Consider the following 20581-nt stretch of genomic DNA (forward strand, 5'->3'; position numbering starts at 1 on the left):
GCTCATCACTTTCCTACAGGCCGGTCCGGATCGTCTGCACGACGCCGCCGGGCGTCGGTGAACGGTGCGTTCCGTGCGGTGAACGGCAGCGTTCGGCGCCGGGTAAGCCGGGTGCGGGGCGGGCGGGGGGCGCGGGTGGGCGGGCTGGGCGGGCCGGCCGGGCTGCCGCCGAAGGCCGCTAGGGTGGGTCCATGCTTAGCCCCGCCGTCGACATAGCCCTGGTCTGCGCCATCGCCGTCCTCACGGTTGCGGTGGTGGCCGTGCTCGGTTTCCGCCTCAGCCGCTCGGCACGGGACCTGGGTTCGGACGCGGAGCGTGCCACCTACGCCACCCTGCACACGGCGTCGCTCGCCTCTGCACACCTGCGCTCGGGCCTGACTCCGGCCGGTGCCCGCAAGGCGAGCCGGCACCTGCGGGACCTTTTGGACTGCGACACGCTGGTCATTACCGACGCGGTGGCCGTACTGGCCTGGGACGGCGCAGTTGCGGATACTCCGGCCCGCCGCGAACGGCTGCTGTCCGCCGCGCGGCTGGTGCTGGAATCGGGCCGGACCCGGGTGTTCCGCGGGGCGGCGCTGCGCGCGCTGGGCCTGCAGGACTGCGGGCGGGAACTGCTTGTCTCCCCGCTGCCGGTCAACGGAAAGACCGTGGGAACGGTCGCGGTGTTTGCCCCCTCGGTCCGGGCCGGACTGGTCCGGGCGGCCAACGAGGTGGCCGCGTGGCTGGCCACCCAGGTGGAGCTGGCCGAGCTGGACACGTCCCGGGCGCAGCTAATGGAAGCGGAAGTGCGGGCCCTGCGGGCCCAGATCAGCCCCCACTTCATCTATAACTCGCTCAACGCCATCGCCTCCTATATCAACACCGACCCGGCGCGCGCCCGGGAGCTGGTGGTCGAGTTCGCCGACTTCACCCGCTATTCCTTCCGCCGGCACGGGAACTTCACCACCATTGCCGAGGAACTGGAATCCGTGGACCGGTACCTGCTCCTGGAACGGGCCCGGTTCGGGGAGCGCCTGAAGGTCAGCCTGCAGATTGCCCCGGAGGTATTGGGCACCGTCATTCCGTTCCTGTCCCTGCAGCCGCTGGTGGAAAACTCGGTCCGCCACGGGCTGGAGGCCAAGGACGGGCAGGGCCGCATCACCATTGCCGCCGTCGACGCCGGTGCGGACGCGGTGATCACCATTGAGGACAACGGGGTGGGGATGGACACGGTCCATCTGCGCTCCGTCCTGGCCGGGCATGCCGACGGGGACCATGTAGGCCTACGCAACGTTGATGTGCGGCTGCGGCAGGTCTACGGCGGGCAGCACGGCCTGGTCATCGACACTGCGCCCGGCGCCGGCACCCTGATCACCATGCGTGTGCCGAAGTCGCAGCCGGAGAACCGGCCCACCAACGCGTAATCTGTATCGCATGCGCAAACCTCCCCGCCCCCTCAGCGTTGTGGTGGCAGACGACGAAGCCCCCGCCGTCGAGGAGCTCGCCTACCTGCTGGGCCTGGACTCCCGGGTGGGCACGGTCTACCGGGCCGCCAGCGGCGCGGCAGCCCTTCACGAGATCTCCACCCGCGACGTCGACGCCGTGTTCCTCGACATCCATATGCCCGCCCTGTCCGGCCTGGACATTGCAAAAGCGCTGGGCCAGCGGGAACGGCCACCGGCGGTGGTGTTCGTGACGGCCGACGAAGACCAGGCACTGCGGGCCTTTGACCTGGCCGCCCTGGATTACCTGCTCAAGCCGGTGCGGCCGGAACGGCTTGCGGAATCCGTGCGCCGGATCTGCGAATCGGTCACTGAACCGGAGGCCGAGGCCGACATGGTGACCGTGGTCCAGGGCGCCACCACACGGATCATTGCCCGCGCCGACATCCGCTACGTCCAGGCGCAGGGCGATTACGCCCGCCTGCACACCACCGATGCCAGCTACCTGATCCGGGTCCCCCTGGCGGATTTGGAGGAACAGTGGTCGGGGGCGGGCTTCGTGCGGATCCACCGGTCCTATCTGGTGGCCCGGAACCACATCCGCCAGGTGCGGCTGGCCGGCGGCCGGGCCAGTGTGCAGCTGGGCGAGGTGGACCTGCCGGTCAGCCGGCGGCATCTGCCTGCCGTGCGGAACACACTCGACGCCGGCCGGGTCAGGCCCGCCCAGTGACCGCCGGAGCCGCCCCGGACCGGGCTGTGCCTGATGGGTCGGCGCCTGACCGGGCTGCGCCTGACGGCTCGGCACCTGAGCACGCCGACCCTGCCCCGCCGCGGATCCGTGTCACTGCCGCCGGCGCCTCACCCGGGGCTGCGCCTTTCCCCGTGTCCCGGGAACTGGATGAACAGTCCGAAGTGGGTGAACTGATTATCGGTTCGCTGATCCGCAGCCAGCTGCGGCTGGCCCTGGTGGTGGGCGGAGGGTTCCTGCTGATCCTGCTGGGCGTTCCCGTGCTCCTTGCTTTCCTTCCGGTGAGTGCCGACCTGCATATCGGCAGCATCCCGGCCCCGTGGATCCTCCTGGGCGTGGGGGTGTACCCGCTGGTGATCGGCTGCGGGCTGCTCTACATGCTCAGTGCCCAGCGCAACGAAAACCGCTACCGCGATCTGGTGGAGGGCCGGTGAGCTGGGACATTGCCCCGGGCATGAGTCCGGGCATCGGCTACACGGCGCTGGCCGCGGTGGCCGCGGCGACCCTGCTGATCGGGTTCTACGGGCTGCGGATTTCCCGGACCACCAGCGACTTCTACGTTGCCTCCCGCACCGTCAAGCCCTGGTGGAACGCCTCGGCCATTGGCGGCGAGTACCTCTCCGCCGCCAGCTTCCTGGGCGTGGCCGGGCTGATAGTGGCCTCCGGCGTCGACGCCCTGTGGTTTCCCATCGGCTACACCGGCGGATACCTGATGCTCCTGCTGTTTGTGGCCGCACCGCTACGCCGGTCCGGGGCCTACACGGTCCCGGACTTTGCCTCCGCCCGGCTGGAGTCCCTACCTGTGCGGCGCCTGACCAGCCTGCTGGTGATCGCCATCGGCTGGCTGTACATCGTCCCGCAGCTGCACGGCGCGGCGCTGACCATCCGGATCACCACCGGACTGCCGGCGGAGATCGGCTGCCTGGCCGTGACCGGCGTCGTCTGCCTGAGCGTGGTGACCGGCGGGATGCGCTCCATCACCTTCGTCCAGGCGTTCCAGTACTGGCTGAAACTGGTGGCGATCGCCGTTCCGGTGCTGTTCATCCTCTTCCGGCTCGCCGGCGACGGGCCGCCCGGCCCGGACGGCGCAGCGGTGCTGGCTGAAGCACTGGACCCGCAGACCCACGCCCCGCTCTACCGGAACATTTCCTTGAGCATCGCCCTGCTGTGCGGCACGCTCGGACTGCCTCATGTGCTGGTGCGCTTCTACACCAACCCCGACGGCGCGTCCGCCCGCCGCACCACCATGATCGTGCTGGGGCTGCTGTCCCTGTTCTACCTTTTTCCCATCACCTTCGGCGTACTGGGGCGGATCTACGCACCGGATCTCGCCGACGCCGGCGCCACGGACGCAGCCGTGCTGCTGCTGCCCGGACGTGTTTTCGACGGAGCCACCGGGGATCTGCTGGCAGCGCTGGTCACGGCCGGTGCGTTTGCCGCGTTCCTGTCCACCAGCAGCGGGCTCACCGTATCCCTCGCCGGGGTGATCAGCCAGGAGTTTTTCCGCGGCAGTGTCCGCGGGTTCCGGCTCTCCGCCGTCCTGGCCGCCGTCGTACCGCTGGCCATTGCCCTGCTCACCGAGTCCTCGGCCCTGGCGGGCAGCATCGGCATGGTGTTCGCCTTCACCGCCTCCACGCTTTGCCCGCTGCTGGTACTGGGGATCTGGTGGCGCCGGCTCACTGCGCCCGGTGCCGGGGCCGGCATGCTGATCGGAGCGCTGCTGTGCGGCGGGTCCATGGCGGCTGCCGCCGTCCTGCCGAGGCTCGAACTGCAGATTCCGGCCTGGATTGAACAACCGGCGGCGTGGACGGTACCCGCGGCCTTCGCGGTCACCGTGGTGGTGTCCCGGATAACGGCCGGCTCGACGCCGGGAGGCGCCGCGAAGTTCTTGGCGCGGCTGCACACCCCCGAGCCGCTGGAGCGTCCCCGCCCGGGCAGTGCGCCTCGAAGCTGAAGGCTCCGCTGCTGAAAGTCCGTTGCTGAAGGATGTCCGCTTTAGAGCCGGGAGGGCTGGTTAGTCGATGGAGGCCATCAGTTCGACAACGCGGTCCAGGAACGCATCCACCTGCGTTTCTTCATATCCCTGGTCGCCTTTGGTTTCGCGGAACACCGCACGGCGGACAACGTCAACGCTCAGCGGACGGTCGTGTTCAAAGTAGCCCAGCAATTCGTTGCACAGGGCATCCACGTCTTTGACGTTGTAGCTGGCCACGCGCTTGCGGGCGGGACGGCGGAACCGCTCCCCCGGTTTGCGGTGCAGCCGTGCACGCAGGACGGCGGAGATGCGCCCGATCTGCAGCAGCCAGGCTTCTTCGCCGCGGTCTTCAATCAGCTGGTCCCGCTCACGCTGTGCAAAAACGTCTTCGAGGCGGTCCAGTGCCGCGTCTACGGCCTGCGGCTCGTAACCGCCCTTGGCCGGGTCGAAGGCCATGGAACGCACGTCGGCGCTGGTGACCGGGTTGGATGCCTTCGAATCGGAGTTGTAGTAGTTACGGGCCTTGGTCAGGAACTCATCGACCTGGCGGATGTTGTAGCCGAAGTCCCGCCGTCCCACGCGTTCGAAAGGAGCACTGGCCTGCCGCGCATCGTCCATGAATTTACTGTTCCTCTGTGGTTATTGCCTTACGGAGTTACTGCGCCAGGGCTGGATATCCAGGATCCGGCGCATGGGCAATGTATGAAAAACTCTGAAACATCTTACGACGCCGCCACCCGCGTATGTGTGCAGGCACACCGGACGTTGCCGGACCGTTACGGTATTACGGTGCCGCCGCGGTGATCCGGCTGGTAGGCGGCCGGTCCCCCGGCAGGCATTGCCGGAAGGCGGCTAGGACACGCCGGTGAGCAGCACGGAAAGCAGGAAGACCACCGGAGAAGCGAACACCACGGAGTCCAGCCGGTCCATCACACCGCCGTGGCCGGGCAGGAGGTTGGACATGTCCTTCACGCCCAGCTCGCGTTTGACCATGGATTCGGAGAAGTCGCCCGCGGTGGCTGCCGCTACCGTTGCCACGGCCAGCACCACGCCGAACCACCAGGGCTGGTCCAGGAAGAACACGGCCGCTGCAACACCCACGATCGTGGCGCCGCCGGCGGATCCGGCGAAGCCTTCCCAGGACTTCTTGGGGCTGATCTTGGGGGCCATGGGGTGCTTGCCGAAGAAAGCGCCCACCAGATATCCGAAGGTGTCATTGGAGACCACCAGCAGGAGCAGCACGGCGACGCGGATCTGGCCGTCCGGCTCACGCAGGAGCAGCAACGCGAAGCTGAGCAGGAACGGCACCCAGAGCACCACGAAGATTCCCGCGAGAATGCTCTGGATGGCTTCTTCGGCGGTATCGATGCTCCGCCACAGCAGGATCGCGACGGCGGTGGCCACCATTGCGAAGGCCAGGGCTTCAGTGCCGCCGAAGAACGCGGCAAACGGCAGTCCTACGGATCCCACCAGCACCGGCACCAGCGGCACCTTCATGCCGCGCACTTCCAGCGCGCGGCTAACTTCCCATACCCCTACCGCAGCGAAGGCCACGGCAATGACCACAATGGCGAAGGGGAAGAACAGCAGGCCGATCAGCAGGGCACCCAGGAGGATGACCCCGACGGCGATGGCCGCCGGAAGGTTGCGTCCGGCGCGTGAGGCCTTGGCGGGCTTGGCGTCGGCTTTGCGGTTCCGGGTACGACGGCTCGGCACCCGGCCGGAATCGGCTGCGCTCATATCCGTGGCCTTTGCTGCCGGAACTGTCTCGACGGACGGTGCACCGCCAGCCTGGTTGGAAGGCTGGGCGTCACTCATCAGACCTCGAGAAGCTCGGCTTCCTTGCGCTTGAGAAGATCGTCAATGGAATCGGTGTGCGCCTTGGTCAGGGCGTCAAGGTCCTTTTCCGCGCGGGCGCCGTCATCCTCGCCCACCTCGCTGTCCTTTACCAGGCGGTCGATGCCGTCCTTGGCCTTGCGGCGGATGTTCCGGACTGACACTTTGGCGTCTTCTGCCTTGCCGCGGACAATCTTGACGTATTCCTTGCGGCGGTCCTGGGTCAGTTCGGGCATGATGACCCGGATGACCTTGCCGTCGTTGGACGGGTTGGCGCCCACTTCGGAGTCGCTCAGGGCCCGCTCGATGGCGCGCAGGGCCGTCACGTCGTACGGGGTGATCAGCAGGGTGCGCGCATCAGGGGTAGCGAAGGACGCCAGCTGCTGCAGCTGCGTGGGAGAACCGTAGTAGTCCACCAGCACGCGCGAGAACAGTGCCGGGTTGGCGCGGCCCGTGCGCACGGAGGAGAAGTCCTCCTTGGCAACCTCCACCGCCTTGTCCATCTTGTCGGCGGCCTCTTTCAAGGTGTCTTCGATCACGGTATCTCCTCTAAAAACAGTGTCCACCAAGCACTCTCGCTCAGTGGCCGGACTCTAATATCATCCTAAGCCAAAAGGGCGCGGGTTCCCTGCACCGAGCGAAGCGAGGTGGAGGGGAACCCTTTCGGCGCAAAAGGGTGCGGGTTCCCTGCACCGAGCGAAGCCCCACTCTGCGGGCCGCAACGCAAACCGTGACCACCCAGGAAAAGTCACTGGCTGCCGTCCCCCACTGGGAGGACGTGCCGGTCCCGCAGGGACCTGGAGGAAGGCGGCTTTAAATCCCGGAGGCCGCTTGCGGCCGAGGGGATTTCGTTGCCGCCGCTCCAGGTCCCTTCGGGACCCGAGAGCCGCACCCGCTAGTTGGAAACGATGGTGCCGATCTTCTCGCCGCGGATGGCACGGGTTACGTTGCCTTCGCCCTCCATGCCGAAGACCACCATGTCCAGGTCATTGTCCTTGCACATGGTCATGGCCGTCTGGTCCATAACGCGGATGTCCTGGCGCAGGGCGTCGTCGTACGTCAGGGTCTCCAGCCGAACAGCAGAAGCATCCTTGTTCGGATCGGCGGTGTAGACGCCGTCCACGCCGCTCTTGGCCATAAGGACCTCATCCGCATGGACCTCGAGGGCACGCTGGGCGGCGACGGTATCCGTGGAGAAGTAAGGCAGCCCGGCACCGGCGCCGAAGATGACCACGCGGCCCTTTTCCAGGTGGCGGATGGCACGCCGCGGGATGTAGGCCTCGGCAACCTGGCCCATGGTGATGGCACTCTGCACGCGGGTTTCAACGCCGGCCTGCTCCAGGAAGTCCTGCAGGGCCAGGCAGTTCATGACGGTGCCGAGCATCCCCATGTAATCCGCGCGCGAGCGGTCCATGCCGCTGACGGACAGCTCGGCGCCGCGGAAGAAGTTACCGCCGCCGACGACGATCGCCACTTCCACTTCGCCGACAGTTGCAGCGATCTGCTTGGCCACTGCCCGCACGGTGTCGGGGTCCACGCCGAGCTTGCCGCCGCCGAACACCTCACCCGAGAGTTTGAGCAGGACGCGGCGTCGCGGGGAATCGGATTCTTTGAGTACGTGGGCCATTGTGCCTCCCGGGCATAGGTACTGCTGCTTTTAAAGACTAGTGAGGTGTTCTGGACAGGCAAAAGGGGTGGTCACCCGCGGTGACCACCCCCTCTGTCATGATGACGTATTCGTCGAAACCGTTTGGTCCTAAGTTATTAGGCGCCTACGCGGAAGCGGGCGAAGCCGACCGGTGTGACACCGGCTTCTTCGAGAACCTTACCGACGGTCTTCTTGGCGTCCTTGGCGAACGGCTGGTCCAGCAGGACGATTTCCTTGAAGAAACCGGTCAGGCGGCCTTCGACGATCTTGGTCAGCGCGGCTTCGGGCTTGCCCTCGGCGCGTGCCGTCTCATCGGCGATCCGGCGTTCGTTCTCGACGGTCTCTGCCGGAACTTCCTCGCGGGTCAGGTAGGTCGGAGCGTATGCAGCGGTGTGCACGGCAACGTCGTGTGCGGCGGTGGCAGCTTCTGCGCCTTCTCCGTCGACGGCGAACAGCACGCCAACCTGTGCCGGAAGATCCTTGGAGGTCTTGTGCAGGTAGGCGTCAACGGTCTTGCCCTCGACGCGTGCAACGCGGCGGACAACAACCTTTTCGCCCAGGATGGCGCCTTCTTCGACAACAATCTCGGACAGGGGCTTGCCGTCCACGTTGTAGGCGAGGAGGGTCTCGGCGTCAGCAGCAGCGGACTCAACAGCAGCGGCCAGGACCTTGTCGGCCAGCTCGATGAACTTGGCGGACTTGGCAACAAAGTCGGTCTCGCAGTTGAGTTCGATCATGACGCCGACGGTGCCGTCGATGACCTTGGCAGCAACCAGGCCCTCAGCGGTGGAACGGCCTTCACGCTTGGTAGCGCCCTTCAGGCCCTTGATGCGGATGAGCTCCATGGCCTTGTCGGCATCGCCGTTGGCCTCGTCCAGAGCTTTCTTTACATCCATCATGCCGGCGCCGGTGCGCTCGCGCAGTGCCTTGATGTCAGCAGCGGTGTAGTTCGCCATTTGGACTCCAGTCCTCCCGTAATAAGTATTGGTGCGGTTCCGCCAGTGCGGCTGGCCGGATTACCGGCCAGCCGCACTCGCAGGTACCTGGTCCGGGGCGGTGGACCGCCCGGACTAAGGAATTCGTTATTTACTTCTCGGTTACTTCAGCGGCCGGAGCATCCACAACGGCGTCGACGCCGGTTGCTTCGGCAGCGGGAGCTTCTGCAGCAGCGTCGGCTGCCGGGGTCTCTGCAGCACCCTCGAGCAGTTCGCGCTCCCACTCAGCCAGCGGCTCAGCCGGTGCTTCGGTGTTGCCTGCGGCCTTGTTGTTGCGGGCGATGAGGCCTTCGGCAACGGCGTCGGCAATGACGCGGGTCAGCAGGTTCACGGAGCGGATGGCGTCGTCGTTGCCCGGGATCGGGAAGTCGACATCGTCCGGATCGCAGTTGCTGTCCAGGATGGCAACAACGGGGATGTTCAGCTTCTTGGCCTCGTCAATGGCGAGGTGTTCCTTCGGGGTGTCAACAACCCAGAGCACGGACGGTGCCTTGGTCAGGTTGCGGATACCGCCGAGGTTGTTCTGCAGCTTGGTCAGTTCACGCTTGAGGAGCAGGAGCTCCTTCTTGGTGTGGCCGGAGGAAGCGACGTCCTCGAAGTTGATCTCTTCGAGTTCCTTCATGCGCTGGATACGCTTGGCAACAGTCTGGAAGTTGGTGAGCATGCCACCGAGCCAGCGCTGGTTGACGTACGGCTGGCCAACACGGGTGGCCTGCTCGGCGATGGCTTCCTGAGCCTGCTTCTTGGTACCGACGAACAGTACGGTACCGCCGTGGGCCACAGTGGCCTTGACGAACTCGTAGGCACGGTCGATGTAGGACAGCGACTGCTGCAGGTCAATGATGTAGATGCCGTTGCGCTCGGTGAAGATGAAGCGCTTCATCTTCGGGTTCCAACGGCGGGTCTGGTGACCAAAGTGAACGCCGCTGTCGAGCAGCTGGCGCATGGTAACGACGGGCATGTCGTCACTCCTTCCGGCAGCAGCCGTGCGCACGGCGCACTGGTCCTACTGCCAATTGACGGTTTTAGCTGTACGCCCGGTCGGGCGGAGCTCCTGGTGTCCATCAGCCGCTGCCCTTTCAGGCATCGACGCGCTCCCCCTGCCGGCGTTGCCGGACCGTTGGAGAAGCACCCCCTTTGACGGGGATAATTGGGACACGCGTAGTCAGATTCCAGTGCCAGTGAATGGGATGCGGGCCGATATGGTCCGACTCCCAGGCGCGGGACCGGCGGTGGATAAAACACGTCCGGGCAGGTCCCATGGCACAGCAAGCTGCTCCGACAAGTGTACTACAGCCCAGGACTGCCGGCGTCCGCCCGCACCATCCGGGCCCACCCTTCCTCCCCTGCCGGATTCGGGCCCGGATCCATCCACCCGGGGGCCCGCACCGGTCTCTCCGCGCCGGGAAAAGCCCAGGCTGTGCCCCATGCCAAATGGACGCTTCCGCCGTGCTGCCGCGGCACTGTTGGCCGCGGGCCTGGCGGTGCCGGTCCTTGCGCTGCCCACCCCGCCGTCAGCATCGGCTTTGCGTACCCCGCCCGCCGCATACTCCCCGCCGTGGAGCTGGCCGCTGGATCCGGTCCCGGCGCCGGAGCAGATCCGCGGCTTCGATCCCCCGTCCCGGCGCTGGCAGGCCGGGCACCGCGGGGTGGACCTTCCCGCTGTTCCGGGCGTGCTCGTCCTGGCGCCGGCGGATGGCCGCGTGGCCTTCGCCGGTGTGGTGGTCAACCGTCCCCTGATCACGATCGACCACGGCGGTGGCCTCAAGAGCAGCTTCGAATCCGTGGAACCGCTGGTGCCGGCCGGCAGCGCCGTGTCCCGCGGCTCCCCCGTCGGGATGGTGGCATCCGCGTCCGGCGGGGCTGGAGGGGTGCACTGCAGCGGGCAGTGCCTGCACTGGGGCGTCCGGCTGCACGGGGCGTACGTGAATCCACTCAACTACGTTGGCGACCGCCGCCCCTCGGTGCTGCTGCCGGTGCCGGATTCCGGCTAGTAAACGGAACCGGCCGGAACCCTTGCGGGACTCCGGCCGGTATTCATGTGCCGGCTTTCATCAACCGGACACGGCGTTCCTAGACGAACGCGGCCACGCCGGTGATTGCCCGGGCGGTGACCAGTGTGTTGATTTCGTAGGTGCCTTCGTACGAGTAGATGGCCTCGGCGTCAGCGAAGACCTTGGCCATGCCGTAGTCGGTGACAATGCCGTTGCCGCCCAGGATGCTCCTGCCCATGGCCACGGATTCACGCATCCGTGCAGTGGTGAAGGCCTTGGCCAGCGCTGACTGTTCGTCCTTCGCCTGGCCCAGGTCCTCGAGCTGCGCCAGGCGCACCATCATGCCGAGGGAGCTGACGGTGTTGCCCAGGATCTTCACGAGCTGTTCCTGCACCAGCTGGAACGAGGCCAGCGGCTTGCCGAACTGGTGCCGTTCCACCGCGTACTTGCGGGCAATGTCGAAGGCGGCCATCTGCTGGCCTACGGCCTGCCAGGCGACGGCAAGGCGGGTGACCTTCAGGACCTTGTTGGTGTCGCGGAAGCTGTTGGCGCCCTTGAGGTGGAAGTCGTCGCTGACCACCACGTTGTCCAGCACAATGTCAGCGTTCTGGACGGTGCGCAGGGCGATCTTGTTCTCGATCTTGGTGGCACTGTAGCCGGGGGTCTTGGTGTCCACCATGAAGCCCTTGACCTGATTGTCCTCAACGTCGCGGGCGTAAATGACTACCCAGTCGGAGAACGTCGCATTGCCGATCCAGCGCTTTTCGCCATTCAGGATCCAGTTGTCGCCGTCGCGGCGGGCGGTGGTGCGCGTGCCGCCGGCCACGTCGGACCCGCCGAGCGGCTCGGTCAGGCCGAAGGCGCCGATCTTCTTCATGGCGTAGATGTCCGGCAGCCAGGCAGCCTTCTGCTCCTCGGAGGCCAGCGCCTCGATGGAGCCGGTGAAGAGTCCGTCGTGGACACCCAGGAAGGTGGCGAAGGAGGTGTCGGCGCGGGTGACCTCTGCGTGGCACAGGCCGGCGAACAGGTTGGAGTAGCCCTGGCGGTACACCGGGCTCATGACATCCAGTTCGGCAATCTTGGGGATCATGTGGTGCGGGAATTCACCGGCGTTCCACCAATCAGCGGCGTGCGGCTTGACCTCTTTGGCGAGCCAGGCACGGATCTCGTGCAGGCGGTCGCGCTCCTTGTCCGTGAGGAGGTCCTCGAATGCGTAGAAGTCGCCGTCCGCGTACGGAAGGTTGTCGACGTCGATAGTTGCCATGGAAAATATCCTTCGCTGCTGATCATCGGTGATCACCGGCACCCTTCGGGGACCGGCAGAACCTATGTTACCCACCAGTAACAACGATCACAATGTTCAGCGCAAAAGAAAACACCCCGGTCCGAAGACCGGGGTGTTGGCGATGCCAAGCCGGAAACGGTTGTCCGGCTCTTCACACGGGTAGGGCTGGTGGGGCTTGAACCCACGACCCACGGATTATGAGTCCGCTGCTCTGACCAGCTGAGCTACAGCCCCGTGGCTGCCCGCAGGCAATGAAGCCATCCTAGTGCGTGCGGGCGCCGCAGAACCAATTGCCGTCTGCGCCCGCTAGGGCCGTACAGCCTCGGGTTCTGCCTGGCGGTAGAGCTTCTCGAACGTGGCCAGCGTGGCATCAAGGCTGTGCCTGTCCACCATGTCGCGGCTCGCCTCACCCATCTTCTGCCGGTCCTCGGGCGAGAGTTCCAGGATTTCCGTGAGGCGGCCCGCCAGCTCGTCGCTGTTGCCCGGGGTGAAGAGGTAGCCGTTGCGCCCCTTGTCCACCAGGTGCGGCAGCGCCATGGCGTCCGCCAGCAGGACCGGCTTGGACGCGGACATGGCTTCCAGGGTTACCAGGGACTGCAGTTCGGCAGTGCCGGGCATACAAAAAATATCCGCCCGGAGGTAGGCCTCCCGCAGCTCTTCATCACTGACCAGCCCGCGGAACACCACTCGGTCCCCCAGACCAAGCCGCTGCGCCTGGGCCTGCAGCGCCGGCTTCACTTCTCCGCCGCCCACAATTTCGGCACGTACGCCCAGCTCCGCCGGGGTCTTGGCCACGGCGTCGATCAGGACGTCCACGTGTTTCTCTTCGGCGAGCCGGCCGACAAACAGCACGGTGGGGCCCGGGTGCGGAGCTATTTCCTCACCGGGATGCAGCTCGTAGACGGAGGCGTCGATACCGTTGGACAGCGGCATCACCTCGTGCAGGAACGCGTGGCGGTGCATGGCTTCCGCCGCCAGCGGAGTGGGCGTGGTGACGACGGCGGCCTGCCCCATCACCTTGCCCATGTCCTTCCAGGAGTTCTTGGCGACAATCCGCTTGACCCACTTAGGGAACGGCAGGAACGGGTCCAGGTTCTCCGGCATGAAGTGGTTGGTGGCAATAACGCGGATGCCGCGTTTCCGGGCTTCCTGGAGGGTGTAGTCGCCCACCATGTAATGGCACTGGATATGTACGACGTCGGGCTGCACCCGGTCGAACAGCAGGGTGATTTCCTTCTTGATCTCCCACGGCAGGCAGATCCGCCAGTACTCGTGGGTGGGCACTCCGTGCGAGCGGAGGCGGTGGACCGGCCACTGCCCTTCAAGGTCGGAACGGCTGCCGCCGTCGACGTCGTTCGGGGCCAGGACGTGGACATTGTGTCCGCGCCCATGCATCCCGCGCGCCAGCCGGTAGCCGAACTGGGCGGCACCGTTCAGGTGGGGAGGATAGGTGTCACAGGCAATAAGGATCGTCAGCGGTTTGTCTACCGGTGAATCGGTCACGTGAGTGGTCCTGCTTTCGGGGTCTTGGAGGCCAGCTTCTGCCGCCTCCGTTCTTCATTCCGCCTCTGAATGACATCAGGGTGGTACCGCGAGAGGGCAACGACCCCAACAATAGCAATCAGACCTGCCACGGCCATGGCTACGGCAGTCACTGCGGGCACATCGGGACGCAATTCATTCAGCACCCCGATTCCGATCGCGATCCCGACCATTGGATCGATCACCGTCAGTCCGGCGATCACCAGGTCCGGTGGACCGCTGGAGTACGCGTTCTGCACAAACCATGAACCCAAGGCTCCGGCCACCGCAATTCCCAGCAGCGTGTACCAGGGCACGTTCCAAAGGAAGCGCCCGTTGGGGTTGAGCAGGTCCCCGATGATGACCTTGGTCAGCACCGCCACGAAGCCGAACAGGATACCCGCCCCCAGAATGTGCGCGATGGCTTTCAACCGCTTCCCGAAAAGCAGGTTCAAGCCGCCGAAGAACACCACCACGACCGCCAGGATGAGGACAATTGTCACTTCCTGCGCCGAATCCACCGGCTGGCCCGAGCGGGTGGCCGCGATGGCGAGGGACACAAAGAGCATGCTGCCTGCCACACATGCTGCGATAGCCGCCACTGTAATGCGGTTCAGCCGCAGCCCCTGGTCCCGTGAGTTCACCACCGTGGTGATTACCAGGGCAAGGGACCCGATCGGCTGGACGACGGTCAGCGGGGCCATGGAGAGCGCGGCCACGTTCAGGCCCATGCCGATGCCCAGCAGCAGCAGGCCGAACAGCCACCGGGGGTTGCGCAGCAGTCGGGTGAAACCCGACGAGTTCAGGGCCAGCCCGCCGGTGTCGGCGCTCACCGCGCTGCCTTGGCGCTGGGCCCCGAATGCCAGGAAAAAGGCACTGGCAAGGGCACAGGCGACGGCTATTCCTACCATCGGCACTGTCCAAGCCGGGCGCGGGCCGGCGCTGCGGTCCTAGGGTGCATGGCCGGTTCCGGTTCCGGCAGGCACATCCCGGCCGCGCAGGAGGCGGTACTTATCCCATGCCGCCGCCAGGTATCCGGCCGCTGCAGCCACATGTCCGATGCAGCCCATGGCCAGCACCGTGGTGCCGGCGGCAGCCAGCCACTGGAAGTCATAACCCTGCACACGGTCCAGCAACAGCAGGGGCGCCCCCAGGAGCAGCAGCGCTGTCCGGATTTTGCCGAACACGCTCACCGGTAGGTCGGGGCTGCCGGTGAAAAGGAGCAGGGAGTTGATGGTCAGCACGGCGTCGGGAACGGCGATGCTGAGGATGAGCCACACCGGGGCAATCCCATCCACCACGAAGGTTGCGGCCACAATGATCAGCGCGAGGCGGTCCGCCACCGGGTCCAGCCATTGCCCGGTCCGGGACACCTGGTTCAGCCGGCGGGCCAGGTAACCGTCAATCCAGTCCGTGCAGCCCACCGCCACCAGCGTGATGAAGGCGCTTCCGTACCGGTCCTGGGCCACGAGGCAGACGAAAAGCGGGATCCCGAGAAAGCGAAGGACCGTGACCAGATTCGGTACGGTCCAGAACCCGTCCGTCACGGTTGTTTCCGTGTCAGGACGTGTTCCGGCACCGATGAGTCTGATCACGGTCCGTTCCCCTCGTCAAAGATGTACGAGTACAGCTTACTTTCGAGCCAGCCGGCGGAACATGATGAGCATGGCCAGCAGCGAGGCGCCCATAACCGCAAGCGGCTGCCAGCGTTCCTTGATCATGGCCAGCACGTCATCTGCCGGGGAAGCAGCGGAGCTGCCGTTGCCGCGGGACGCGGCTGCGCGGCGGGACTTCAGCTCCTGGATGCGTGCCTTGACGTCCACCTTTTCGCCAAGTCCGTCACGGACGGCGGCAAGGTGCTCGCGGCGCTGGCGGGCGCGGGTCCGCAGTTCCTCGGGGCTGGGCTGCTTGGGGCCTTCGGGCTTGTCGGCCTTCTCTGCCTTCTTGTCCTTCTTTTCCTTGGGCTCCTTGGGCTTATCCAGCGTGGCCGGATCAAAGCGGCGGCCTTCCTTCAGCACGCCGACATCGTAGCGCAGCCCGCGGATGGCCTCCTCGGGAAGCAGCGGCAGGGTCTTCTTGAACCGGCTGAAGCCAACCAGCCCGGCAATTGCCGCGATCACGAGGAACAATGCCGCCACCAGCAAGGCGGCCAGCCAGGCCGGCATCACCAAGGACAGCGCCATGATGGCCGCAACGATCAGCGCGATGGCCAGCGCGGCTACAAACAGCAGGGCAACAACCATGAAGGCGGCGGCGATGCCGGCCTTGATGCCCTTTTGCTTCATTTCGGCCGTGGCGAGGGCGAACTCGTCATTCAGCTGGCGCGGAGTCAGCCGGGCCATCACCTTCGCCAGCCCCACCAGCGAAGAGCTTCCCGCCGTCCGCTGTGTCCGAGTGCTAGCAGAGCGATTCATGCGCCCAGCCTCCGTCCCCTGTTCACTATTCACCGTAGCCATAACCCCAAATTACCATTCCCCTCATAGTTAACACCTTGCCCATTCGCATCACGTACCGGTCAGGCGGTTTCCAACCCCTCGCGGTCCTCGAGTTCGCGCCCGGAGAGTTCGGGCAGCTTGGACTTGACGAACCAGAAGGACAGCACGGCGAAGGCGGTGAAGATGGCGTACATAATCCAGACCCCGAAGTTGTCACTGACCCACGGGAAGGCCAGGGTCACGATGAAGTTGAAGATCCAGTTGACCATCGCGCCCAGCCCCAGGGCCAGGGAACGGATGTTGTTCGGGAACACCTCGCCCAGGGTGACCCACATGACCGGGCCCCAGGTGGCGGCAAAGAAGACCACGAACAGGTTCGCTCCTACCAGGGCCACCGGACCCCAGATGTCGGGCAGGGACACTTCGCCGTTGACCGTCTCAGCCTGCAGGAAGGAGATGGTGGCGGCCAGCAGGCCGACGAACATGCCCGCGGAACCGATCATCAGCAGCTTGCGCCGGCCGATGCGGTCCACGAAGGCAATGGCGACCAGGGTCATGACCACGTTGACCACGGAGGTGATCACCGACGTCGTGAATGAATCACTTTCACTGAAGCCCACGGACTTCCACAGGGTGGTGGAGTAGTAGAAGATCGCGTTGATGCCCACCAGCTGCTGGAAAGCTGCAATGGCCATGCCCACCCAGAGGATCGGCTGCAGGCCGAACTTGGGGCCGCGCAGGTCGCGGAACGTCGGCTTCGGGCTCTTGAAGCTGTCCCGGATATCGGCGATCTTCCGGTCCGTGTCCGTCACGCCGGAAATGGAGCTGAGCACCTTCGCGGCTTCTTCGTCGCGGTTGCGGCGAACCAGGAACTGCGGCGATTCCGGAATGGTCAGGGCGAGCACGCCGTAAACCACGGCCGGAACAACGCCCACCAGGAGCATCCAGCGCCAGGCGGCGATGCCTCCCCAGAGTTCCCCCAGCGCACTTCCCGCCGAGTTGGCCAGGAAGGCATCGGAGAGCAGAGCAGCAAAGATACCCAGCGTGATGGCCAGTTGCTGGACTGAGCCCAGCGCACCCCGCCATTTTGCCGGCGCCACTTCGGCAATGTAGCCCGGGGCAATAACGGAGGCAGTACCGATGGCCAGGCCGCCGATCAGGCGCCAGAGCATCAGGTCCCACTCGCTGAAGGCGAAGGCCGAACCCACCGAGTTCGCGGCAAACAGCACCGCCGCACCCACCATGACCGTTTTGCGTCCCAACCGGTCTGCGAGCTGGCCGGCAAACCAGGCACCCACGGCGCAGCCGAGCAGCGTAATGGCCACGGTGAAGCCCAGGATGCCCGGGCTCAGGGTGAATTCTTCACCGATGGCGTCCACCGCACCGTTAATGACGGCGGTGTCAAAGCCGAAGAGCAACCCGCCCACGGCAGCAGCGACGGTGACGCCAATCACCCTTCCGGGGTGGGCAATCCGTTCGGATCCGCCCTTATTTGGTCCTGGCTGAGTCGCGCCCATCGACCGTTCCTCGTTTTCTGTTGGATTACTGAATACATAAGACTGCTGTCAAAACACTTAAGCCTACGCATAACCCTAGGAGTGCTTGTCCGGGCAGGGTAGCCGCAATGGCCAACCGGGGACAGATGGTCACTGAACGATGCGTCCCGATTCCAGGTCCCGGCCCTTGAACTCGGGCAGCGCCAGCTTTACGAACCAGAACGAGGCGAAGGCGAAAAAAGTGAAGGCAGAATAGGCAAATGCCGGGCCCAGCGAGGTGTTAACCCAGGGAAAGGCGAGGGTGATGATGAAGTTGAAGACCCAGTTGACCATGGCGCCGATGCCCAGTCCCAGGGAACGGATCCGGTTGGGAAAGATCTCCCCAAGTGTCACCCACATCACAGGTCCCCAGGACGCACCGTAGAAGACCACAAACAGGTTTGCGCCGATCAGGGCCACAGGTCCCCACCCGCCGGGCAGCGAAACGCCGCCGCCGGTGTCCACGGATTGGGAGAAGGCTATGGCAGTGGCGAGCAAGCCCAGGGTCATTCCAACGGACCCGGCCAGGAGCAGCTTCCGCCGGCCCACTCTGTCCACGAATCCGATGGCCACCAGGGTGGTCAGCACGTTGACCACCGCGGTGATCACCGACGTCGTAAAGGAGTCCTCTGTGCTGAATCCCACTGACTGCCACAGTGTGGTGGAGTAGTAGAAGATCACGTTGATCCCCACCAGCTGCTGCAGGGCGGCCACCGTCATCCCGATCCATAGAATGGGCTGCAGTCCGAAGGCCGGGCCGCGCAGGTCCCGGTAGCGGGCACGGGAAGCGGAGGAGAAGCTCTCCCGGATCTCGGATACCTTGGCGTCTGTGTCATCGACGCCGCTGATGTCCGCCAGGACGTGTTTGGCCTGTTTGTCCCGGTGTTTTCGGATCAGATAGTGCGGGGATTCGGGAATCAGCAGGGCCACTATCCCGTAGAAAACGGCCGGCACCACACCCACCAGCAGCATCCAGCGCCAGGCTTCAAGCCCCCACCACAACTGCTGCAGGGCGCCGCCGCCGGAGGCCAGCAGGGCATCCGAAAGCAGTGCCCCGAAGATGCCCAGCGTGATGGCCAGCTGCTGCACGGAGCCCAGGGCGCCGCGCCATTTCACCGGGGCAATCTCCCCTATGTAGTCCGGCGCAATCACCGACGCCGTGCCGATGGCCAGCCCGCCGATGAACCGCCAGATCATCAGCTCCACGTCGCTGCCGGCCAGTGCGGAACCGATCGAGTTCGCGGTGAACACGATGCCGGAGACCACCATCACGGCCCGCCGGCCCCACAGATCGGCCAGCTGCCCGGCAAACCAGGCGCCAACGGCGCAGCCCAGCAGTGCGATGGCCACCGCGAAGCCCAGGGCACCGCTGCTGAGGCGGAACTCCACGCCGATGGCATCCACTGCGCCGTTGATCGCCGAACTGTCAAAGCCGAAAAGGATCCCGCCCACCGCCGCACCGGCGCAGACTAGGATGGCCTTCACTGGGTGCTTGACCTGGTCCCGGTCCTCCGGGGCTGGGGGTACGGCCTCTGATGACATGCCTGCTCCTCGAGGTCAGCTGTGCCGGTCCCCCACGGCGCCGTCGGGGAGTGTCCCGAGGCCCCTCCACGCGAATTAAAAGCCTACGTCCATGGCGTTCGCCGGGAACCCCTCCCACCGCAAATCGTGCGGGTTCTGTACCGCATTGGCAGCTAGGCCGGGGCCGCGGCAGCGACCGCAGCGGCCACGGCTGGCGCCACGCGCGGATTCAGCGGGCTCGGCACAATGTAGTCCGTCCGCAGCTCCTCCCCCACCAGATTGGCAATCGCTGCTGCAGCGGCAACCTTCATGGCCGGCGTGATCCGGCGGGCACCGCTGTCCAGCGCTCCGCGGAACACCCCGGGGAAGGCCAGGACGTTGTTTATCTGGTTTGGAAAATCGCTGCGGCCGGTGGCGACGACGGCGGCGTACCGGCGGGCGGTGTCCGGGTGCACCTCCGGGTCCGGGTTGGAGAGGGCGAAAATGATCGCATCGGGCGCCATTCCGGCCAGCAGCTCCTCTCCGACGGTTCCGGAAGATACCCCAATGAACGCGTCGGCCCCCTGCAGCGCTTCGGCTGCCCCGCCGTCGACGCCGCGGGGGTTGGTCCTGGCGGCGAGGTCCTCCTTCACGCTGGTCAGGTCTGTGCGTCCGGGGTCGATCACTCCCCGGGAGTCCAGGACTACGACGTCGGTGATGCCGGCTTCCAGCAAGATGTTGGCACAGGCGACTCCGGCGGCACCGGCACCGGAGATCACCACCCGCAGTCCGGCGAGCTCCCGGTCCGTGACCCGGGCGGCGTTCTCCAGGGCGGCAAGGACCACAATGGCGGTACCGTGCTGGTCATCATGCATGACCGGGCAATCCAGGGCCTCGATCAGCCGCTGTTCCAGTTCGAAGCAGCGCGGGGCGGAAATGTCCTCCAGGTTCACGGCGCCGTAGCTGGGACGCAGCCGGACCAGTGTTTCGATGATCTCGTCCACGTTGGTGGTGTCCAGCACCAGCGGAATGGAATTCAGTCCGCCGAAGGTACGGAAGAGGGCCGATTTGCCTTCCATCACCGGCAAAGATGCTGCCGGACCGATGTTTCCAAGCCCCAGCACGGCGGTTCCGTCACTGACCACCACCACCAACCGCGAGGCCCATGTGGTGGTTGCCGCCAGTGCCGGATCGGCCGCGATGGCACGGCTGACCTGGGCCACCCCGGGAGTGTAGGCAATGGACAGTGCCCGCTTGGAGTCCAAGGGCAGCTTCGTTTCCACGGAAAGCTTGCCGCCCTCGTGCGCCGCGAAGATTTCTTCGATGCTGATGGGCTGGGTGATGTTTTCAGAGGCAGTGGCAGACATAGCGGTTCTCCAACTGTTGGGTCCAGGGAAGGTCCGCCCTGCCGGTCCGGGATGAACGGACATGCAGAGCGGATACCGGAAGCCGTGGGGCTCCGGGCCGGGGCAACAGGATGGGATGCCTTTACTGCCCGCGGGCGGGACCCGGTGATGCCGGGCCGAGCCGTGACGGGCGCGATTACGGCCAGTGTAGGCGCACAGCGGTGCCTGCGGGCAAGTATGCTCTTTCGGCGTGCCGGGATGCCGGGCGGCCGCGCCGGAAAACGGACCACGGGAAGAGGCGAAACGGGCGCATACAAAAAGGGTCTGCACCCGGATGACTCC

The 20581-nt window shown here is 65.6% G+C and carries 19 protein-coding genes and 1 tRNA gene; 5 read left to right on the plus strand and 15 right to left on the minus strand.

Annotation, left to right across the window (positions count from 1 at the left end; translation table 11 throughout):
• Nucleotides 1-191: 191 nt before the first annotated feature.
• Genes QNN98_RS14915 through QNN98_RS14930 form a run of 4 tightly spaced genes read left to right on the plus strand, consistent with a single transcriptional unit; the run spans nucleotide 192 to nucleotide 4123 of the window.
• Nucleotides 192-1403 carry a sensor histidine kinase gene (locus QNN98_RS14915; protein ID WP_283998142.1) on the plus strand — a complete coding sequence of 404 codons (1212 nt, stop codon included), beginning with the start codon at nucleotides 192-194 and terminating at the stop codon, nucleotides 1401-1403.
• Between the two features lie 10 nt (nucleotides 1404-1413).
• The gene (locus QNN98_RS14920; protein WP_227913954.1) at nucleotides 1414-2151 is read left to right on the plus strand and encodes a LytR/AlgR family response regulator transcription factor; all 738 of its coding nucleotides are present in this window, start codon (nucleotides 1414-1416) and stop codon (nucleotides 2149-2151) included.
• Between the two features lie 26 nt (nucleotides 2152-2177).
• Nucleotides 2178-2603, plus strand: a complete 426-nt coding sequence (locus QNN98_RS14925; protein WP_349643226.1) for a hypothetical protein — start codon at nucleotides 2178-2180, stop codon at nucleotides 2601-2603.
• 20 nt (nucleotides 2604-2623) lie between these two features.
• On the plus strand, nucleotides 2624-4123 hold the full coding sequence (locus QNN98_RS14930) for a sodium/solute symporter (protein ID WP_283998222.1): 1500 nt from the start codon (nucleotides 2624-2626) through the stop codon (nucleotides 4121-4123).
• A 60-nt stretch (nucleotides 4124-4183) separates the two neighbouring features.
• Here the strand turns inward: QNN98_RS14930 and QNN98_RS14935 are convergent, their stop codons facing one another.
• From QNN98_RS14935 to rpsB, 6 genes are all read right to left on the minus strand, one after another.
• Complete coding sequence (locus tag QNN98_RS14935; RefSeq protein ID WP_227913952.1) at nucleotides 4184-4762, minus strand: DivIVA domain-containing protein; 579 nt, start codon at nucleotides 4760-4762, stop codon at nucleotides 4184-4186.
• A 234-nt stretch (nucleotides 4763-4996) separates the two neighbouring features.
• Nucleotides 4997-5884, minus strand: a complete 888-nt coding sequence (locus QNN98_RS14940) for a phosphatidate cytidylyltransferase (RefSeq protein WP_283998144.1) — start codon at nucleotides 5882-5884, stop codon at nucleotides 4997-4999.
• 77 nt (nucleotides 5885-5961) lie between these two features.
• Nucleotides 5962-6519, minus strand: coding sequence for a ribosome recycling factor (gene frr / locus QNN98_RS14945; RefSeq protein WP_227913950.1), 558 nt, complete (start codon nucleotides 6517-6519; stop codon nucleotides 5962-5964).
• Between the two features lie 356 nt (nucleotides 6520-6875).
• Nucleotides 6876-7607 carry a UMP kinase gene (gene pyrH / locus QNN98_RS14950; RefSeq protein ID WP_227913949.1) on the minus strand — a complete coding sequence of 244 codons (732 nt, stop codon included), beginning with the start codon at nucleotides 7605-7607 and terminating at the stop codon, nucleotides 6876-6878.
• A gap of 137 nt (nucleotides 7608-7744) precedes the next feature.
• On the minus strand, nucleotides 7745-8584 hold the full coding sequence (gene tsf, locus QNN98_RS14955; RefSeq protein ID WP_227913948.1) for a translation elongation factor Ts: 840 nt from the start codon (nucleotides 8582-8584) through the stop codon (nucleotides 7745-7747).
• Nucleotides 8585-8714: 130 nt separating this feature from the next.
• On the minus strand, nucleotides 8715-9584 hold the full coding sequence (gene rpsB, locus QNN98_RS14960) for a 30S ribosomal protein S2 (protein ID WP_227913945.1): 870 nt from the start codon (nucleotides 9582-9584) through the stop codon (nucleotides 8715-8717).
• Nucleotides 9585-10050: 466 nt separating this feature from the next.
• On the opposite strand from rpsB, the gene QNN98_RS14965 reads away from it, so the two are divergent.
• Nucleotides 10051-10617 (plus strand): M23 family metallopeptidase, encoded by a 567-nt coding sequence (locus QNN98_RS14965; RefSeq protein WP_283998148.1) that lies wholly within the window; start codon nucleotides 10051-10053, stop codon nucleotides 10615-10617.
• 79 nt (nucleotides 10618-10696) lie between these two features.
• Here QNN98_RS14965 and QNN98_RS14970 read toward each other — a convergent pair whose 3' ends face one another.
• From QNN98_RS14970 to QNN98_RS15010, 9 genes are all read right to left on the minus strand, one after another.
• Nucleotides 10697-11881, minus strand: coding sequence for an acyl-CoA dehydrogenase family protein (locus QNN98_RS14970; RefSeq protein ID WP_227927319.1), 1185 nt, complete (start codon nucleotides 11879-11881; stop codon nucleotides 10697-10699).
• A gap of 181 nt (nucleotides 11882-12062) precedes the next feature.
• Nucleotides 12063-12136 (minus strand) — tRNA-Ile (locus tag QNN98_RS14975).
• A gap of 72 nt (nucleotides 12137-12208) precedes the next feature.
• A complete protein-coding gene (locus QNN98_RS14980; protein WP_227913942.1) occupies nucleotides 12209-13405 on the minus strand; it encodes a glycosyltransferase in 1197 nt (398 codons plus the stop codon).
• The gene (locus QNN98_RS14985) at nucleotides 13402-14334 is read right to left on the minus strand and encodes a DMT family transporter (protein WP_227913941.1); all 933 of its coding nucleotides are present in this window, start codon (nucleotides 14332-14334) and stop codon (nucleotides 13402-13404) included. The genes QNN98_RS14980 and QNN98_RS14985 overlap by 4 nt, the downstream gene beginning before the upstream one ends.
• 39 nt (nucleotides 14335-14373) lie before the next feature.
• Nucleotides 14374-15018 (minus strand): CDP-alcohol phosphatidyltransferase family protein, encoded by a 645-nt coding sequence (locus tag QNN98_RS14990; RefSeq protein WP_283998149.1) that lies wholly within the window; start codon nucleotides 15016-15018, stop codon nucleotides 14374-14376.
• Between the two features lie 36 nt (nucleotides 15019-15054).
• Nucleotides 15055-15837 (minus strand): phage holin family protein, encoded by a 783-nt coding sequence (locus tag QNN98_RS14995; RefSeq protein ID WP_283998150.1) that lies wholly within the window; start codon nucleotides 15835-15837, stop codon nucleotides 15055-15057.
• A gap of 101 nt (nucleotides 15838-15938) precedes the next feature.
• Entirely contained in the window at nucleotides 15939-17375 is a 1437-nt protein-coding gene (locus tag QNN98_RS15000; RefSeq protein WP_227913938.1) for a sugar porter family MFS transporter, read from the minus strand.
• Between the two features lie 129 nt (nucleotides 17376-17504).
• Nucleotides 17505-18935 carry a sugar porter family MFS transporter gene (locus QNN98_RS15005; RefSeq protein WP_227913937.1) on the minus strand — a complete coding sequence of 477 codons (1431 nt, stop codon included), beginning with the start codon at nucleotides 18933-18935 and terminating at the stop codon, nucleotides 17505-17507.
• Nucleotides 18936-19087: 152 nt separating this feature from the next.
• Nucleotides 19088-20260: an NAD(P)-dependent malic enzyme gene (locus tag QNN98_RS15010; protein WP_283998151.1), complete on the minus strand. Its 1173-nt coding sequence runs from the start codon at nucleotides 20258-20260 to the stop codon at nucleotides 19088-19090.
• Nucleotides 20261-20581: the final 321 nt, after the last annotated feature.

Origin of the sequence: Arthrobacter sp. zg-Y1143 (genome assembly GCF_030125565.1) — a bacterium.
Lineage (GTDB): Bacteria > Actinomycetota > Actinomycetes > Actinomycetales > Micrococcaceae > Arthrobacter_B.

What these genes read in the sequence shown, in the direction of transcription:
- QNN98_RS15005 (WP_227913937.1), bottom strand. Translation starts at nt 18,935, where the DNA reads ATGTCATCAGAGGCCGTACCCCCAGCCCCGGAGGACCGGGACCAGGTC.
- pyrH (WP_227913949.1), bottom strand. Translation starts at nt 7,607, where the DNA reads ATGGCCCACGTACTCAAAGAATCCGATTCCCCGCGACGCCGCGTCCTG.
- QNN98_RS15000 (WP_227913938.1), bottom strand. Translation starts at nt 17,375, where the DNA reads ATGGGCGCGACTCAGCCAGGACCAAATAAGGGCGGATCCGAACGGATT.
- QNN98_RS14940 (WP_283998144.1), bottom strand. Translation starts at nt 5,884, where the DNA reads ATGAGCGCAGCCGATTCCGGCCGGGTGCCGAGCCGTCGTACCCGGAAC.
- QNN98_RS14985 (WP_227913941.1), bottom strand. Translation starts at nt 14,334, where the DNA reads ATGGTAGGAATAGCCGTCGCCTGTGCCCTTGCCAGTGCCTTTTTCCTG.
- QNN98_RS14915 (WP_283998142.1), top strand. Translation starts at nt 192, where the DNA reads ATGCTTAGCCCCGCCGTCGACATAGCCCTGGTCTGCGCCATCGCCGTC.
- QNN98_RS14970 (WP_227927319.1), bottom strand. Translation starts at nt 11,881, where the DNA reads ATGGCAACTATCGACGTCGACAACCTTCCGTACGCGGACGGCGACTTC.
- QNN98_RS15010 (WP_283998151.1), bottom strand. Translation starts at nt 20,260, where the DNA reads ATGTCTGCCACTGCCTCTGAAAACATCACCCAGCCCATCAGCATCGAA.
- QNN98_RS14930 (WP_283998222.1), top strand. Translation starts at nt 2,624, where the DNA reads ATGAGTCCGGGCATCGGCTACACGGCGCTGGCCGCGGTGGCCGCGGCG.
- QNN98_RS14965 (WP_283998148.1), top strand. Translation starts at nt 10,051, where the DNA reads ATGCCAAATGGACGCTTCCGCCGTGCTGCCGCGGCACTGTTGGCCGCG.
- tsf (WP_227913948.1), bottom strand. Translation starts at nt 8,584, where the DNA reads ATGGCGAACTACACCGCTGCTGACATCAAGGCACTGCGCGAGCGCACC.
- QNN98_RS14935 (WP_227913952.1), bottom strand. Translation starts at nt 4,762, where the DNA reads ATGGACGATGCGCGGCAGGCCAGTGCTCCTTTCGAACGCGTGGGACGG.
- QNN98_RS14995 (WP_283998150.1), bottom strand. Translation starts at nt 15,837, where the DNA reads ATGAATCGCTCTGCTAGCACTCGGACACAGCGGACGGCGGGAAGCTCT.
- rpsB (WP_227913945.1), bottom strand. Translation starts at nt 9,584, where the DNA reads ATGCCCGTCGTTACCATGCGCCAGCTGCTCGACAGCGGCGTTCACTTT.
- QNN98_RS14920 (WP_227913954.1), top strand. Translation starts at nt 1,414, where the DNA reads ATGCGCAAACCTCCCCGCCCCCTCAGCGTTGTGGTGGCAGACGACGAA.